We start from the raw sequence: 15,495 nt of genomic DNA, 5'->3' as shown, positions 1-15,495 counted from the left end.
TTCATCCGTGGAAATGCAGCAGATTGTTGACGATATGACCGAGCTCCTCCTTCTCATGATCTGCGCACTGACCGGAGCGCTGATTGGCACGGTAACGATCGGCGTTATGTTTTAAGGCGGATCGTCCCGCCCTTCGTTTGGAAAAAGAGTGCGGATACGGGTGGTGCCGCAAAAGAGGTTATTTCGGGATAAGTAATTATTTATTCGTCCTTTTCTTCTTTCTTCGCGAAATCACGCTTGTAGATGCAGCTCTGGACGTCTTTGCCGAGCAGGCCGATTGCGTCCGCCCGGCACCGCTGGCAATGCCGCATCTGCTGGATATAGGGCGCGCACCGATCCTGCATGGCTTTCTTCTCCTCGGGGGACGGGGGAGTGATATCCGCGAATTTGTACTGGGGGATGAGGGGGATCAGGTTGAAGGTATAGGCACCCATCTCGCCGAACGTCCGCGCGATCTCGGTGATATGGTGGTCGTTGATTCCCGGGATGTAGACGGTATTGATCTTGACGAGCATCTTGTGTCCAATCGCCTTTCTGATGCCCTCCATCTGGTTCTTTAGGAGGATCTCAACCCCTTCGCGCCCGTACAGTTTCTCGCCTTTCCACTCCACCCACGAGTAGACCTTCTCCGCGATGGCGGGATCGATGGCATTGACGGTGACGGTGAGATTACCGACGTCGTACTCGTGGAGCAGATCCACCTTCTCGGGCAGCACCAGTCCGTTCGTGCTGAGGCATTTGATGAACGATGGGAATTCCTGCTTGAGAAGTCGGAGCGTCTCGAAGGTCTCCTCGTTTGCAAGCGGCTCTCCGGGCCCGGCGATGCCGATGACCTTCACGAAACGGTACTCGCGAATGACCTGCCGTACAAGCTCGATCGCCTCGGTGGGAGTAAGCACTTCGCTGCACACGCCGGGACGGCTTTCATTGACGCAGTCAAAGTCGCGAACGCAGTAATTGCACTGGATGTTGCACTTCGGTGCGACGGGAAGGTGGCAGCGGCCGAACGCATGGCAGGCCTTCTCGCTGTAACAGGGATGCTCCCTGATCCTCCGCAACTGTTCCGGGTCGAAGGGAACGTCTTTTCCCTGCACACGGGCGGTGGGGTATTCTTCGGCGGACATACTCAACGATATAATCTGGGGAAGAATCTTAGATAAATATATGGAAACGGGCGGAATGGCACGGACGTCACCTGAAGGTATTTATCATAGAGCAGAGATTACCTCCCCATGAACAGAACCGGATGTATACTTGTCCTATTCAGCCTGTGCCTGTGCGGGGTGTTGTGTGCCGGATGTGCGAACAACGATACTGGCGTGGTACTCACGCCCACTCCGACGCCGACGCCGGTCGCGACAACGGCACCCCCGGCACCGGTTCTTATCGTCGATCCTCTTCTTTCCGACGTTCTTGTGACATTCAGTGCAACTCCCGGCGGCAAAGGAACCGAGGGGGTATTGATCTCCTATACGCTTGACGCGAGCCGGATTGGTGGCGTGATGGCAAGCGAGGGGTTTGAGATACTCATCACGGGTTTTGCCTACAACCTTGATGCGGTCGCGCCGGGATGGCAGCCGCAGTCCTATTCGGACGTGGTGCGCGAAAATGCACCGTATCCCTATAAATCCAATCGTATCCGCCTGTACCCGACAAATGTGTACACCGACAGAATCGAACCGGCAGTCGCACCTCTCGAGGGCCGCACGCTCGACACGACAAAAGAATGGAATTACGGCCTGATTCTGCAGGTCGTCGGATAAAAACGCATGGGGGATATTCCCCTCAGACGCCGTTCCGGCCGTTCCGGGGGACCGCCGCAGGGCAGGGCACGTCACTCTCTCCGGAGACCCGGATTGATGCGTTCCCGGTTTGCACCGGTACAATTCCCGCTCCACGCGAGAACCGGAGCTCTGCCGCTTCGAGTATCATTCCCAGCATTTCAGAATATGAAATGCCTGCAAAACCGGCCATATATGCAAGATGCCCGTCCCAGCACCACCCGGGATTCGGGTTGACCTCAAGGAGCCGCGGCCGTCCGTCCGCATCCAGCCGCCAGTCGAACCGGCAGTAGTCCCGGCATTCCAGCCGCTCGAAGAGCAGCATGCAGCACCTGACAATCATCTTTTCCGTATCGTCCGGAAGGTTGGCTGCGACGGACCGCACATTCCGGTAGGGGGATTCGGGGAGCCACTTCGCTTCATATCCGCAGATGCGGGGCAGACCGGGAGGCAGGGCGCTGTAATCCTCCTCGGAGACGGGGAGCACGGTATAGGCATCCGGCGGATTGCCGATGATGCCGACGCTGATGTCCGCCCCTTCCAGATACTCCTCGATGAGAAATGTGCACTCATAGCCGAGTTCGTTTTTCAGTGTCGCCATTACCGAGGTGAGTTCCTCGCTGTTCCATGCGACGCTCTTCTGCGTGATGCCAATGCTGGAATCACCCGCATTCGGTTTTACAATGACCGGAAATCCGAAGGGGATGTCAAAGATGCGCTCTCCGGGAGGCACGAATAATGCCCGGGGCACGGGGATGTTCATTTCCTGCGCTACTCCCCTGACAAGCGACTTGTCATAGCAGAATGCCAGGCACTGCGGACCCGAACCGGTATAGGGGATGGCGAGCATCTCAAGTACTGCAGGAATGTGAAGTTCCTTCCGGGCCGCATTTCCGAATCCCTCGTCACACAAATTCAGGGCAAAATCAATCCTGCCTTTCATCCGTGAGAGATCCGACACAAGGGTCTCGTGATTGTCCCGAAACGTGAACCGGTACCCCGGGATTGTATCAAGTGCCTTTTTCATCGCATCGATCGTGTAAAAATCATCATCGTCGAAGACCGCACAGGGTTTGAGGAGATCCGGCTTACGGGGATCGCCAAGGATGACGACGACATGACGGGTCCGCTGCACGGCTTTTGCCTTTACCGGTGTCCATGCCTTTTCCACCCGTGCCATGATACCGAAACGGCGCTCCATCATCCCAAGATCCTGATTTCGAGACGATCCAGCGGGCATATCATGGATCTCAGGATGGGAAAATCCTGCTTCGACGAGCAGCGCCGCCATTGTTTCGCGGGAGTACAGCCGTTCGGCGTAGAACTGGTCGGCGATGACGCCCGTTTCGACGTCACTGACGATCTCCCGGGAGATCAGGCGCTGCCCGTCTTTCGAGAGCTCCCGTTCGCGGCAGACGAACATCCTGTCGTCTATCCATTCCCACGAACGGGGCTTGAACTGTTTGCGCAGCCATTCTCCGTCCGCGATATCCAGCAGTATCCGCCCGCCCGGTTTGAGTGTCCGCCGCACCTCCCTCAGGACCTCGAGATCTTCCTGAACCGAGTCAAAATACCCGAAACTGTTGCCGAGAATCACAACGGCATCGAACGTATCGTTGCGGTACGGCAGGCGGTTTGCATTTCCCTCCCTGTACCTGATCTGAAGGCCCTGTTTTTTCATCGCGGACCGCGCCCTGCGGATGAGGTAGTGGGACCGGTCAAGCCCCCAGGTTTCAAAACCACGCGATGCGAATTCGATTGCATGGCGCCCCTGCCCGCAGCAGAGATCAAGCACCTGATCCCCGGGTGCGAGGTCGAGTATCTCGAGGGCCCGGTCAACCTCGGCACGGGTAATCCCGACATCTCCCACGACATCGCCGTCGGTCTTCAGATACAGATGGTTGAAGAGGCCGTTCCACCAGTCCGGGCGCACATGGCGTTCGAGACTTGCGACCTGTCCGAGGCTCCGCTGTTTTCGCCGTACACGGCGGCGTGTATCGGGCGGGTCGTCAGCTGACAACTCGTTTTTCATGCTTTATTCTCCAATCGGATGCATAAATAGTATTATTTTTGTAATTTAATCCCAATGGTACTGCGAATGCCGTATTGAGCGATCATTCGGGTAGTATTCGGTTAGGCAGATACGATAAAAGGATATCGGAGCACCACCATCCGCGACAGGATTCCATGCAGTTCACCGGATCGCTCTGTGGCCCGAATACCCCTCTCTGCCGTCCTGCGAAGGGGGTGTGCAGGGCCGCGCATAATGGTGTGCCGGGACCGGCGCATTGCGATGTCGTCCGGTCATTTTTTCTGCCGGTACATCATGACTCTCTGATAGTCCATGTCTGCCGAAGAGCGATCCGCGATGAGACCTGACAAAAATTTACTGTCCAGTCTGGGGGCCGGGATTCTGGTTCTGACAGCAATCGCGGTCATGGTCATCGCCGCTCCCGGCGCACCGCCGGTTGGTCCACCGACTCCGGGACCCGTCGTGCCGGAACCATCTCCTCCTCCCGTGCAGGCAACGGCATCGGCACTCCCCTCGCCGGTTGCGACCGTGCCGCCGACACTCTCACCCCTGCCCACGCCGTCCGTCCCGCCCGGTTTTACGCTTGCGATAGAGCCGCAGGAGACCGAAGCAGAACCGGGAAGCGGGATTGCCTACCATCTTTCCGTGGTGCCTGAAGGCGGATTTAACGAAACCCTGACCCTCGTGCTCGACGTGCGGGCACTGTTTGTCACCCAGCGCTATGACCTTGGTACGCTCGCTCCTCCCTACCCCCAATCCCTGATCTATCGCCTTGAAGTCCCTGCCACCCTCCCTTCGGGAATTACCCTCGAGGGCACTCTGAGAGCTGAGGGAGGGGGGATTGTGCATGAGGCGGATATCCTCCTGCATGTCAGGTGATGGAACATCAGAGCGGGATGAGCCCGGCCGGGACGACCTGTTGCAGGGGATTCCCCCCTGTCGTTCCCGCATCGTCGGTTTCGGTGCGTCATGCCGTACCGATCAGCAGGATACGGGCACGAAGAGCCGGCAGGCTCGGAAATCGTATATGGAAGACCGATCGGTGTACCACTGTATCGGAAAAAAGAATGTGCCTCCGGGCATTCGGACTTTCGGGCTTTCGGTGATAATCATTCCTGATATACAATCCGCATGGCATAATGATTTATATCTATGGGGGATGAGGATAATACGTTTAAGGATTGCTCTGAGGGTATCATTGAGGGAAATTATGTCTGTAAAAAAAATGCTCTTTGCAATATGCGTGGTGGTACTTGTTGGAATGATAGCGGCACCCGTTGCAGCAACCGAGGTTGTACCCGATTATTATGCAGGTAACCCTGAATGTGGAGATATTGGCTACAGTGACGGCTATAAATTCGACCCTCCCGTTGTCGGGACAAGCCCTGATGGAACCGTTTCGATTACCTCAATTTATTGGGTAGATCAGAACGAGTACTTTGACTGGTCGGCTGTGGGCGTTCAGGTTCAGGCTGTAATTGTGAAAGGGGGGCCCAATGCAGACGCATATGTATACTATCCGCAAGTGGTAATGTCGGACATCGGGCTGCACGCACCAGTAAACCCCAGTAATGGTGATTTCTATGGATTGAGCCATATTGATTTCTGCTACAATCCTCCAGTGAACACTCCCGAGTTCCCCACCCCTGCTCTGCCCATGATGATGATCATCGGGCTCCTGGGTGCCATTCTGGTTCTGAAGCGATAGATTACCCTCTCTTTTCTCTTCCGGCTGCCGCATCCTGAGAAACCGGATGCCGGTTTTTTTCGATCCCTGCAGATATTCTGCCGCCGCGAGCGACACCCGGGCTCGACAAAGGAGCAGCTGTCCTCCCGGTACCTGTGTTCGGGCGGGCGGCTGATTGCAACGCCATATGGTGTTTACTGGTAAAATAGAACGGTGCTGTGCCGTTTTCAGGTTCGCGGTGCAGGGCCCGCTGGAGTGCTTTGTCGTCGCAGTCGTTGCGCCGATAACCGGCGTGACAAGGGGGGTGCTCCGCCCTCCGTATGGCGGTAAGGGAGTGAAGATCATCGTCCCTTGCCCGCCGTCACGCTTATTATGGCCTGGAGAAGCATTCTATCATCGCAATCAATAGTAAGTTCCTGCTTTTCCTCTCACCGGGGAACGTCGGCACCTTTCACCTTCGGGATGGCGGAATGTTCGGGGGGCAACGAATAACATCGGTTGGAGTATCGGACGTAGCAATGCAGATTTTTCAAAAAAAGAACCGGCTGATAGTTAGTGTGCCTTCCGCGTGGCGAAAAGCGCACAGCCGCCAATCAGGCCGGCGAGAATCATGGGTACCGCAGGTGACGGGAATTCAGGAACCGGCGTCCCGACGGGCGTCGCCATGGCACGGAAGACGATGTCGTTGTAGTCATTGTCTCCGCCGTTTTTCAGGTCTTCCCATGAAATGAGCCAGTTTCCGTAACTTCCCGTGACATCGGCGTGAATGTAATTGTCACTGTTTCTGGATGCGGGTCCCGTGTAAAACGTCCCGTCATCGCTTTCAATGGCAAATATGAGTTCTGTCCCTGCGGAAAACGTTCCGAGACTGAACGTAGTGCCGGGATTGGTCGATTTGTCACCCATGGATATCGAAATCGGGGAATCGAGACGGAACGGATTCGTATACCCGCAGTTCGAAGATACGAAGATTACCGCAACGTCACTGTCCTGTGCCAAAACGAGGTTGCCGGGGTTGGGGGTGGCTCCGGATATGCCGGGTACTGTCATCAGGCAGACGATAGCACCAAGCATGAGTAGTTTCCATGCGGGGGTTCTTGACATCATTATCAACTCCGTGCTGTACATCCGGGGCGAAATCCCCGTGCTGATGCTTCTTTTTCCTCAGAGCAATATAAGGGAGTGCATTGCGGAGGTGAAATCCGCTCTTGGTAGTAATCCTGCAGACACTACCGATAACCACTCTATTCCATGGGCAGGCCGTATTTCACGGCCAGAGCAGTCCATGTCTGATATGCGATTGTGTCAATGGTGCTTTTTTCGACCCGGTCCCTGATATCCTGCCATGCACGTGCGTCTTCTGCTTCTTCGTCCGACGGATTGAACAAGCGGCCGGAAGAGACCGGCAGAATGTCGGGATGCGACACGAGGTTTCCGAAGCCAGGATAATTCCCGCCGCTGTCCCCGGGTATGCTCGGCATCGATGCCTCGACGAAGAGATATCCGGTATCCTGATACCCGTATTCTTCCGGGCATCGAATCCCGACTGCCATATGCTGCTCCTCCTCAAAATACAGGAGCGCAACGCCATACCCGAGCCCGCGGAGCAGATATGCCATCAGCGCCGCTTTATCGTCGCAGTCTCCGCCTTCGATCAGCGCCAGATACGGATACCGGACCGGGCCTGCACTGTGGCGGTACGGGATGTGCTGAACAAGGCTGATGGCACATCTGGCGGCATCATCCTCGCGGTCGAATTCCCCTGATGCGATCGCTTCGACGACAGCTGCAAGGGCCGTATCCTGCGCTGTGTTGTCAATGTACTCCCGGTAATATGTTCCGATATCGCCGGTAAAGGGGGGTTGTGATCCGGAGAGCTCACGAAGGAGGTGCTCGTCGGGGCGGATCTTCAGTGAGCCATAATCCCCCCGCAGTACGTAGGATGCATCGACACTCCCGGCAACCGGGATTTCCCCGCCGGGTTCGTCGGCAACGGGGGAACCCGTACGTACCGGAACGGGGCTTGCACCTCCTGCAGGTACGGCTGCACTGAAAGCGAGAAAGAGGATGAGGATGGTGATGGCGAGGACCCGTGCTCCCGGTCGGCTCCTGGAATGCCGGGGCTGCACGTCTCCGGAACAATGTGGCATGTATTGGCTCTTTGGGAAGTGTTCATCAGAATAATATTTATTACTTTTGTTTAATGATAATCATTAAAGAATATCTAAGTGATTTATCACTATGATTTATCCGCTAAGATAACCGGGATGGCGGCGCGCAGCTTTTATACGCGGTTTCTCCAAAGAATCCCTATGGTATTGGAGGAGACGGTCATAGGAATCGGTATCATCCTGTTGGGTATCATAGCCGCAATAGTCGTGCACGTCTTTTGCAGCATGCTGGCACGGCGGGCGGATAGTACGCGCTCGAAAATGGATGATATCATTGTTCTTTCGTGCAGAAAACCGCTTGTTGCATTTATTATGGTTCTTTCGGCTTATATTGCCCTGAAATATTATTTCATCATCCCGGAGAGTTATTCCTGGATTCTGGAGGAAAAGTATGTTGCCGCCGCTTCGATATTCTTCATCACATGGGTGGCTGCCGCATTTGCGGAACATGCGGTGACCGGGTACGGAAGAGCCATCGCCGCACGCACCAAGACGGATATCGACGACCAGATCCTGACGATCTTCGAGCGTTCCATCAGGTATATCATCTGGTTCCTCGGCATTCTCCTCATCCTTGCCACCATCGAGCTGGATATTACGCCGCTTGTTGCGGGTGCCGGCATCGCCGGACTCGCCGTCGCCCTCGCGGCACAGGAAATCCTCTCAAATATCTTTGCAGGCACCATCATTCTCGTCGACCAGCCTCTCAAGGTGCATGACCGTGTTAAAATCAATGAGTACTTCGGCGATGTCGTGCACATCGGGCCCCGGAGCACCCGGATTGAAACGGTTGATCACCAGCTGATCACGATTCCCAATGCAACAATCACGAATAGCATCATCGTCAACTATGCAATGCCCGACATCAAGATGCTCGTCGTCCTCGACTTTCCTGTTGCCTACGGCAGCGATGTCGAGATGGTGATGAAGGTGCTGAGGGGCGTTGTTAATCAGGCAGCCCGCGAAATGGACTATATTCTCGAAGACCCCGCCCCGATTGTCCTGTTCTGGGAGTTCGGTGAATCGAGCCTCAACTTCAAGATGAAAGTCTGGACCAACGATTGTAAAAAGGAGATTTACCTTCGGAGTCATATAAACCGCGAGGTAAACCGGCGGTTTATCGAAGAGAAGATCCAGATTCCGTATATGCAGGTCGATGTGCACATGCGGGACTGACGCCTCCTGCGCCATATTTTTCCCATCGTCCGGGAACGTTCCAACGACTTTTTTCCCTGCCGAAACGTGCTTCTCAAAAAAAAGAGGGTTATCAGAGAACGTAGATGAGGAGGTAGATGGTGATCGCCGGGACGAATAGGAGCACCCAGACATACCTGTTCCAGCTGCAGACATGCTTCCCGTCCATGGGTGTGCAGGGCACGAGCGAGTAGACCGCCTCAAGCAGGTTTGCTGAAAACCCGACGGTGCCTGCAAGCACCCAGAACCCGCCGAGGGGAACAAGGAGCAGGAAAAGCAGGGCAAGCGCGACACTGACCGCCGGTCCGGCAAGCATGATGATTCCCTGTTCGCGTTTTCCGAGGTGCTCTGTATCGGTGATGTGGGTCATCAGCGGCTGGGCAAAGACGTTGCCAAAGAGCCAGGCGGTGAGGAAACTCACAACCATGCCCGTGTAATAGATCCTGACACGTGAATCGACCTGGTACCGGCGCGAAACAACGTGGTGGGCAATCTCGTGGCCGGCAACCGCCACTCCGGTGACCACGACATAAGAGACAATCAGCACCGGGATGTACGATGCGCGATCCGCAATGAGGAAGGCAACACCGTAGAGAATCGCCCCGAAACCGATAATTGCCATCTCGGTAGCTGAGAAGAGCCTCCCGGCGGCGCCTGCTTCGCCAGCGGCGAAAATTCCGATGAAACCGGCTTCCTTTTCACCGATAAACTCGAGGAAATGCTCACCAATGAAGCTCGTCACGAAATCTGCGATCCGCCGGAGCTCTTCAAAGAGGCTGCCGAGGAAGGAGGATACCACACTCGTTCCCGTCCGCTGCGCCACAAACCCGGCCGCAACCACCGCACCGCTCATTGCGAGGCTCGTCGTGACGGCTGCGATGGGGAGGATGGGTGCGGGAAGCATGCCGCCCGCCGGTACCTGTTTTCCACCGTCTCCTCCGTCGATTCCCGATGCCCGGGCGCCGCCCTCCTGCACCATCGAGCAGAGGCTCATAACATCGTTGTTCTGTGAAAGCAAGGTGCGCACCGTTTCGGTTTCGAAATCAAGGGTTGCGAGGAGTGAATCGAGCAGAGTTCCGTCGCCCGGTTGCGGCGGTTCTGGCAGGACCGGTTCGAGCGGTGGTGAAAGGGATGGCGGTTTTTCACCGTTTTCCTCCGTAATTTCCTCCTCGTCGTCGGGCTCGACCAGTTCCTCGGGGATTTCATCGTCTCCGGAAGGTTCTTTTACATAATCATCATCCCGGCCGTGATGCTCTTCCTCCTGATACGGCACGTGCATCCCTACGAGCCCGAATGTCGAGAATCCGTCGGGTGAGAGCCCTTCGAAGTATACGGCCGACGGATACGCTTCTACGATTATCGTCTCCAGCACCGAGCATGTTCCGTTATGATCACGGCAGATCCTGATGTTTCCCGCCCCGTACGAGTCAACAAAATCCTTCGGCACTTCCATTTTCACCGACGCGTTCGTGATGACACCGGCAAGGTTGACCGGCAGGATGTCCATGCAGTAGGCGACCGAACCGGCAGACAGGCCTTCGGCACCCGCCGCCTGATCAAATCCTGCCAGCAGACCGCTTCCCGCACCGGCGATGATACCCACTTCAAGCGCGGCGTTGGCGGGAATGGATGAAAGGCTGAGATTAACGGACGGGAAGATCAGGCCCAGTCCCGAAATGTTGGTCATGAGTGCCTGTGTCCGGACATCGACGGACGCTATAGGTCCGGAGATGATGCCATTCCCCATGCTGAGGGAACTGAGGTGATAGGTGATTCCATTGATGCCTCCGGGGGGGCCGTAGACGGTGACGCTGGTGTTTTCTATCGCATACTGGATTTGGGGCGTTGTCGTGTCGAGGGAGAAGAGCTGTCCCGGCCCGGTGCCGGTTATGCTGACGCCGTTCATCCCGAAGCCGATAGTGTAGTATGCGGCGTACACCCTGATGCTGTCCTGCTGCACGATTGTGTCGGATCCCCAGCAGTTTGAGGCCGTGAGTGCGGGCGAATACCAGCCTGATTCGGTGTACTGGTGATACGGTGCCTCAGTTGTTTCATTCGTTCCGTCCCCGAAATCCCAGAGCCAGGCCGTAGGATTCTGCGTTGAACTGTCAGTGAACTGAACCGCGAGGGGTGCCGTACCTGTGACAGGGAAAGCGGTGAACGCTGCTTCCGGCGGATTGGATGCCTGCCCGGTGACGAGATAATTCTCCCACGGCTCCGTCAGCGGGGCGGGATCCGAGCCTGACGGTGTCGTTCCGTCGGAATAAAAGATCTGATAGGGTATATCGCCCACTCCGTCTGCGTTTTGATCGATTCCGGAGTAATCGCTCCAGTAGTTCCCCATCACGCCGCTGTACGTGCCGCCGCTCCATTCGTAAGCAAGAGGCCCGTCAGATTCCCATGCGTTGGCGGTCGTATTCGACCGGGCATTCACCTCATTGCCGCCGATGTTGTTGAAAAAAATCCGGTTCGATGGAGTGTCGGGCCAGACCACCACGCCGTAAAGGTTACCAACAATCTGGTTTTCTGTGACAAGAGTCCCTGTGGCATCCCAGAGGCAGACTCCGTCCCATTCATGGTTGATCAGGGTGTTGCCCACGATGGCGGTATCGGTGCTGCCGCCGTAGACGAACACTCCCCGCTGGTTGTTGTTGATGTAATTGCCGGATACGAGCGTGTGCGTGCTGCCGCCCGTTATCCAGACGGCGTACCACGTATTATCGACAATGCTGTTTTCGCTGATCTCGTTATTATTGCATCCGGACACGACGATGCCGTAATTATACTCCTCGGCGGGCGTGCTGGTGATAGTGTTTGAGCTGATCGTGTTGTCGTCGGATAGTACGTACACCGCCCTGCCGGTATAGAAGATGGAAAATCCGGTGAGCGTCGTCCCGCCTCCGGAGAGCGTGACGGCATAGCCTCCGCCGAGGGATTCGATGACCGGGACTCCGCCGCCGCTGTCAACGCCCCGGAGCGTGAGATTCGGGATAGGGATGGTGACACTCTCCTGGTACGTGCCGGAATGGACAAGGACGGCATCGCCGGGGGATGCGGCGTCAACCGCATCCTGAATACTCGTATATTCATATCCGACGGGTCCGACTGTCAGCGTGTGATCCTCTGCTCCTTCCGTGACGGTGATGCCATCGGAAGCAATTGCTATGTCGGAACCTGCAGCGTTGCTGACGTTCAGGGAGACGGTGTAGGTGCCGGGATTGATGAACGTGTGGACCGGATTCTGGTCTGAAGAGATGGCACCGTCGCCGAAATCCCATGACCAGTCATCGGGAGCCCCGCAGGAGAGATCCGTGAAGCTGACGGTAAGCGGTGCCGGACCTGAGGTACTGTTTGCGATAAAAGCCGCTATCGGCGCCGGAATGGTCGCAAGAGTCAGGGGGTGCCAGTCCCCTCCGGAGAGAATGCCACCCGAACTGGTACAGGGGAGGTCGGTATCCCCGAGTCCGTCGCCCGTGACGTCGGCTCCGGTGTAATCGGCCCAGTAGTTTCCGCCAAGCCAGTCTCCGCCGATAACCGATGATCCGGCGATCGGAGTGATGTTCCAGAAGTTGGCGCCGGAATCATCGGCATTCACGCCATTGTCAAAATAATTATTCCAAACCGAATTTCCCGACGATCCGCTGAGAATAATTCCAACCGGCTGATTGGTAATGGTACATCCTTCAATGGTACAACCGCTGACCTGAACGAGATAGACGCCCTCGTTTGTATTGCCCCCGGCATGACAATCCTCGAGTGTGACCTCATCTGACCCCGATAGGACATAAAAACCCATTTCGCTGTTTGCTGTTGCACTCCCCCCGTAAATACCGGTGTAGGGGGCATTGAACAGGAAGAATCCCGCCCAGTTGCCGGAAGCGGACGTTCCGTACACCGCGTTTTCGGATGAATTAATGATCGTAATTCCATTATTGATATTGCCGTCGGCGGTGGCGTCACCGATGTAATTGCCGCCAGAACCCTCGATAAGTATTCCGTGCACATTGCCGTTTACAATGAGGTTGGAGAGACTGCAGCCGGAGCAGTCGTTTAAGTACACTCCTGCCGGCTGGGTTGTGCCATAGACTGACGCGCCGGTCAGGGTGAATCCTTCAACCGTTACCCCCGATCCTGTGATCTCGATGACATCATCCGTAGTATCCTGGGCCTGAATGATAGTATCTGCCGGAATTCCTGAGTTCGACTTCAGGGTGACATGTTTTATTATATATAAATTCTCTGAATAGGTGCCGGGATCGACCTCGATGGTGTCGTAGTCGGAGGCATCATCAAGTGCGGCCTGGATGGAGGAATAGTCCTGTTTGGTGTTAAGATTGTGGACGGGATAGCTCGGGGTTTCCTCAACGGTAATATATGACACTTTTTCTGCGGTGTCGGTGCCGAAATCATCGCCTGCGGTCAATGAAACGGTATACGTCCCTGCGGTATCGTAGATATAGAATGGATTCTGGGCGACTGACGTGCCTCCGTCACCGAAATCCCAGTCCCAATAGTAAGGCTCTCCACCCGAGAGATCGGTAAATACCACGGTCAGCGGAACAGGGCCTGCCAGGACGTCCGCCTGGAAATCGGCTGTGATGGGTTCGGCGGCGGTGATATACCCCGTTTTCACCTCGGTATCAGAATTTTCCTGATTACTGACCACGGTGAGTGTGACGTCATAGACGCCCGGCACGTCGTAAACATGCACGGGATTTGGATTCCCAACATCTCCACCGCCATCACCAAACTCCCAGATCCAGTCCAGCAGCTGCCCTCCTGTCATATCCGTGAACCCGACGGTGAAGGGCACCCAGCCTCCGGTTACATTGGAAGAGAAATCCGCATCAAAAGGAATGACGGTGGTCTCGATTGATGTGTTCCCCAGCTCTGTGCCCTGATAGGAGAATGCGGTTATGGTGGAGGTAAGCACCTGCGGGGATTGGATAGTCGGATTGACATTCAAGAACACCTGAATAGATCCCGCAGAACCGCAGTCATTAAGCGTGATCTGGTGCAGGGCCGGGTTGTTAATGGGGGGAGGAGTAAAAGACTGCCCGTATGCCCCGGCGAAAGACAGCTCCGGGTCATACCCGACAACGAAAGACCCGACAATGACATTTTGATTGATCGTCGAGTACGCTATCTCATACCCGATTTGTTCTCCCACCCATGCGGGATCCGGATCGTCCGTCACGATGATCTGCACCATGTCCACACCGGCTGCGGGCGTGATTGCACAAATCACGACAAACACACATATGGACCAAAAAGAGATCCAACGGGGGATTATTCGTCGTTCCATACGGTTTTCCGGGGTAATCCGTCCTCCGTCCCGCGCTTTCTTCATTGCCTGCCCATTCATCTCCCTCTCTCCGAATCACCTGTGGGTCCGGGTACGCTTTTCGGCCGGCGTGGCTCTGAAAACGTGTGACTCGCATCTCCCTTACTGCAGAAAAAGTCGCCGGATGTCAGTCAGGGCAGGTGCCCTCTGAATGCCGGCGGCATTAACCCTGAGGACGGGAAGGTGGAATTTTTGGGACGGCTTTTTATACCAGCGGACGCGCGTATCCTGTATCCGAAAGGTTCGGATATGCACTCATTAATCTATGCAATGCACTGCCCGCAACTTTCGGCAGAAGCCGATCACACGGCCCGTATTTCGGCATCCTTTTGTTCCGCCGTGGCGAGATACCATTCATGAAACAGACCGTCTGGCGCTGCCCGCACTGCGGACACTCCGTCCTCCTCCCGCCGCGATCGCCCTGCTGCTGTGTCAGCCCTCCCGGTCCTCTGCGCTGTCCCGGGTGCGGGACGCTGTATGAGGAGCGTGTGCGCGTCGTGCAATGGAACGATTTTTGCGAATACGATTAGACGGGGCGGGTAAAAAAATTCTCAAAAACGCATTCGTTTCTCATGGGCCTGTCCGGATTCGAACCGGAGATCTTCGCCGTGTAAGGGCGACGTCATAACCAGCTAGACCACAAGCCCTGATTATCCCTGTAATGTCGGCACGGAACTTTTTAAACGTGTTGTTGTCCGGGACCGGAATGAAAAAAACCGGGAGCATGTCTCCATACTCCCGGTACTGGTTGTTTTCTGTTTATATAAGCCCGAAAGACAGGAGTGTTACTTCGGGATTGACCGCACCCACGTGGTAGACGACGCCCTCGGTGAGCTCGTTGATGATCACTTCAGCGGGCGAGAAGAGGGCAGTGTCGATCTGGTAGAAGTCGAAATTCGCGGCCTTGAACGTATCGTAGAACGGCCTGCCGTAACTGGAGGACTTGTTCGACGGGATCTTTTCGAGATAGTCCGTGATCTCGGGTGCCTTCATCGTCAGGTAGATCTGGCCGTGGTAGATGGTCGCGTCGTTTGTGCAGCCCATCGCCTGGGTGGAGTCCTTCTTCACGGGCGGCAGCGGTGCGGTGCCGATGGCGGAGATGATTTTTTTCGTGTCGAACCCGAGCTCGTTGAGCTTGTAAATCGCCGTCTCGACGCAGCGGCCCGCTACCTGGATGGAGCCGACCTGCGATGCGGTCGGAGCGACAACCGCAGAGACATTTTCAACCTCGACATTGCACTTGTCGGCGATGTACTGCATGACCTCGCCGTTCGGGAGCGTGTCGC

The 15,495-nt window shown here is 55.8% G+C and carries 9 protein-coding genes, 1 tRNA gene and 1 pseudogene; 4 read left to right on the top strand and 7 right to left on the bottom strand.

Features of this window, described 5'->3' with window-relative positions:
* Window positions 1–200: 200 nt before the first annotated feature.
* A complete protein-coding gene (locus APR53_02055) occupies window positions 201–1,124 on the bottom strand; it encodes a nitrogenase molybdenum-iron cofactor biosynthesis protein (GenBank protein KQC05706.1) in 924 nt (307 codons plus the stop codon).
* A gap of 195 nt (window positions 1,125–1,319) precedes the next feature.
* Between APR53_02055 and APR53_02050 the strand changes: the two genes are divergently transcribed.
* The gene (locus APR53_02050) at window positions 1,320–1,763 is read left to right on the top strand and encodes a hypothetical protein (GenBank protein ID KQC05705.1); all 444 of its coding nucleotides are present in this window, start codon (window positions 1,320–1,322) and stop codon (window positions 1,761–1,763) included.
* Between the two features lie 22 nt (window positions 1,764–1,785).
* Here the strand turns inward: APR53_02050 and APR53_02045 are convergent, their stop codons facing one another.
* Window positions 1,786–3,813 carry a D-alanine--D-alanine ligase gene (locus tag APR53_02045; GenBank protein KQC05704.1) on the bottom strand — a complete coding sequence of 676 codons (2,028 nt, stop codon included), beginning with the start codon at window positions 3,811–3,813 and terminating at the stop codon, window positions 1,786–1,788.
* 486 nt (window positions 3,814–4,299) lie between these two features.
* Here APR53_02045 and APR53_02040 point away from each other — a divergent pair, with 486 nt between their 5' ends.
* Both APR53_02040 and APR53_02035 read left to right on the top strand, forming a co-directional pair.
* Entirely contained in the window at window positions 4,300–4,692 is a 393-nt protein-coding gene (locus tag APR53_02040; GenBank protein ID KQC05703.1) for a hypothetical protein, read from the top strand.
* The gene (locus APR53_02035; protein ID KQC05702.1) at window positions 4,682–5,521 is read left to right on the top strand and encodes a hypothetical protein; all 840 of its coding nucleotides are present in this window, start codon (window positions 4,682–4,684) and stop codon (window positions 5,519–5,521) included. The genes APR53_02040 and APR53_02035 overlap by 11 nt, the downstream gene beginning before the upstream one ends.
* Before the next feature lie 531 nt (window positions 5,522–6,052).
* On the opposite strand, the gene APR53_02030 is transcribed toward APR53_02035, so the two are convergent.
* Both APR53_02030 and APR53_02025 read right to left on the bottom strand, forming a co-directional pair.
* Complete coding sequence (locus APR53_02030) at window positions 6,053–6,574, bottom strand: hypothetical protein (protein KQC05701.1); 522 nt, start codon at window positions 6,572–6,574, stop codon at window positions 6,053–6,055.
* Window positions 6,575–6,744: 170 nt separating this feature from the next.
* Entirely contained in the window at window positions 6,745–7,629 is an 885-nt protein-coding gene (locus APR53_02025; GenBank protein KQC05700.1) for a hypothetical protein, read from the bottom strand.
* Window positions 7,630–7,812: 183 nt separating this feature from the next.
* Here APR53_02025 and APR53_02020 point away from each other — a divergent pair, with 183 nt between their 5' ends.
* On the top strand, window positions 7,813–8,847 hold the full coding sequence (locus APR53_02020) for a hypothetical protein (protein KQC05699.1): 1,035 nt from the start codon (window positions 7,813–7,815) through the stop codon (window positions 8,845–8,847).
* Between the two features lie 91 nt (window positions 8,848–8,938).
* Here the strand turns inward: APR53_02020 and APR53_02015 are convergent, their stop codons facing one another.
* The 3 genes and pseudogenes from APR53_02015 to APR53_02005 form a co-directional block, all read right to left on the bottom strand.
* Window positions 8,939–14,230, bottom strand: a complete 5,292-nt coding sequence (locus APR53_02015; GenBank protein ID KQC05698.1) for a hypothetical protein — start codon at window positions 14,228–14,230, stop codon at window positions 8,939–8,941.
* Window positions 14,231–14,782: 552 nt separating this feature from the next.
* Window positions 14,783–14,856, bottom strand: a tRNA-Val gene (locus APR53_02010).
* A 112-nt stretch (window positions 14,857–14,968) separates the two neighbouring features.
* Window positions 14,969–15,495 (bottom strand): annotated as a pseudogene (locus APR53_02005).

Source organism: Methanoculleus sp. SDB, from assembly GCA_001412355.1.
Classification (GTDB): domain Archaea; phylum Halobacteriota; class Methanomicrobia; order Methanomicrobiales; family Methanomicrobiaceae; genus LKUD01.
Note: the sequence above shows the minus strand (reverse complement) of the source record. Positions and strands in the feature narration are given on the sequence as shown.

Bases quoted from the DNA above. Each gene is read 5' to 3' on its own strand.
- APR53_02055 (KQC05706.1), bottom strand. From the start codon at position 1,124: ATGTCCGCCGAAGAATACCCCACCGCCCGTGTGCAGGGAAAAGACGTT.
- APR53_02045 (KQC05704.1), bottom strand. From the start codon at position 3,813: ATGAAAAACGAGTTGTCAGCTGACGACCCGCCCGATACACGCCGCCGT.
- APR53_02035 (KQC05702.1), top strand. From the start codon at position 4,682: ATGTCAGGTGATGGAACATCAGAGCGGGATGAGCCCGGCCGGGACGAC.
- APR53_02030 (KQC05701.1), bottom strand. From the start codon at position 6,574: ATGCTTGGTGCTATCGTCTGCCTGATGACAGTACCCGGCATATCCGGA.
- APR53_02020 (KQC05699.1), top strand. From the start codon at position 7,813: ATGGTATTGGAGGAGACGGTCATAGGAATCGGTATCATCCTGTTGGGT.
- APR53_02015 (KQC05698.1), bottom strand. From the start codon at position 14,230: ATGAATGGGCAGGCAATGAAGAAAGCGCGGGACGGAGGACGGATTACC.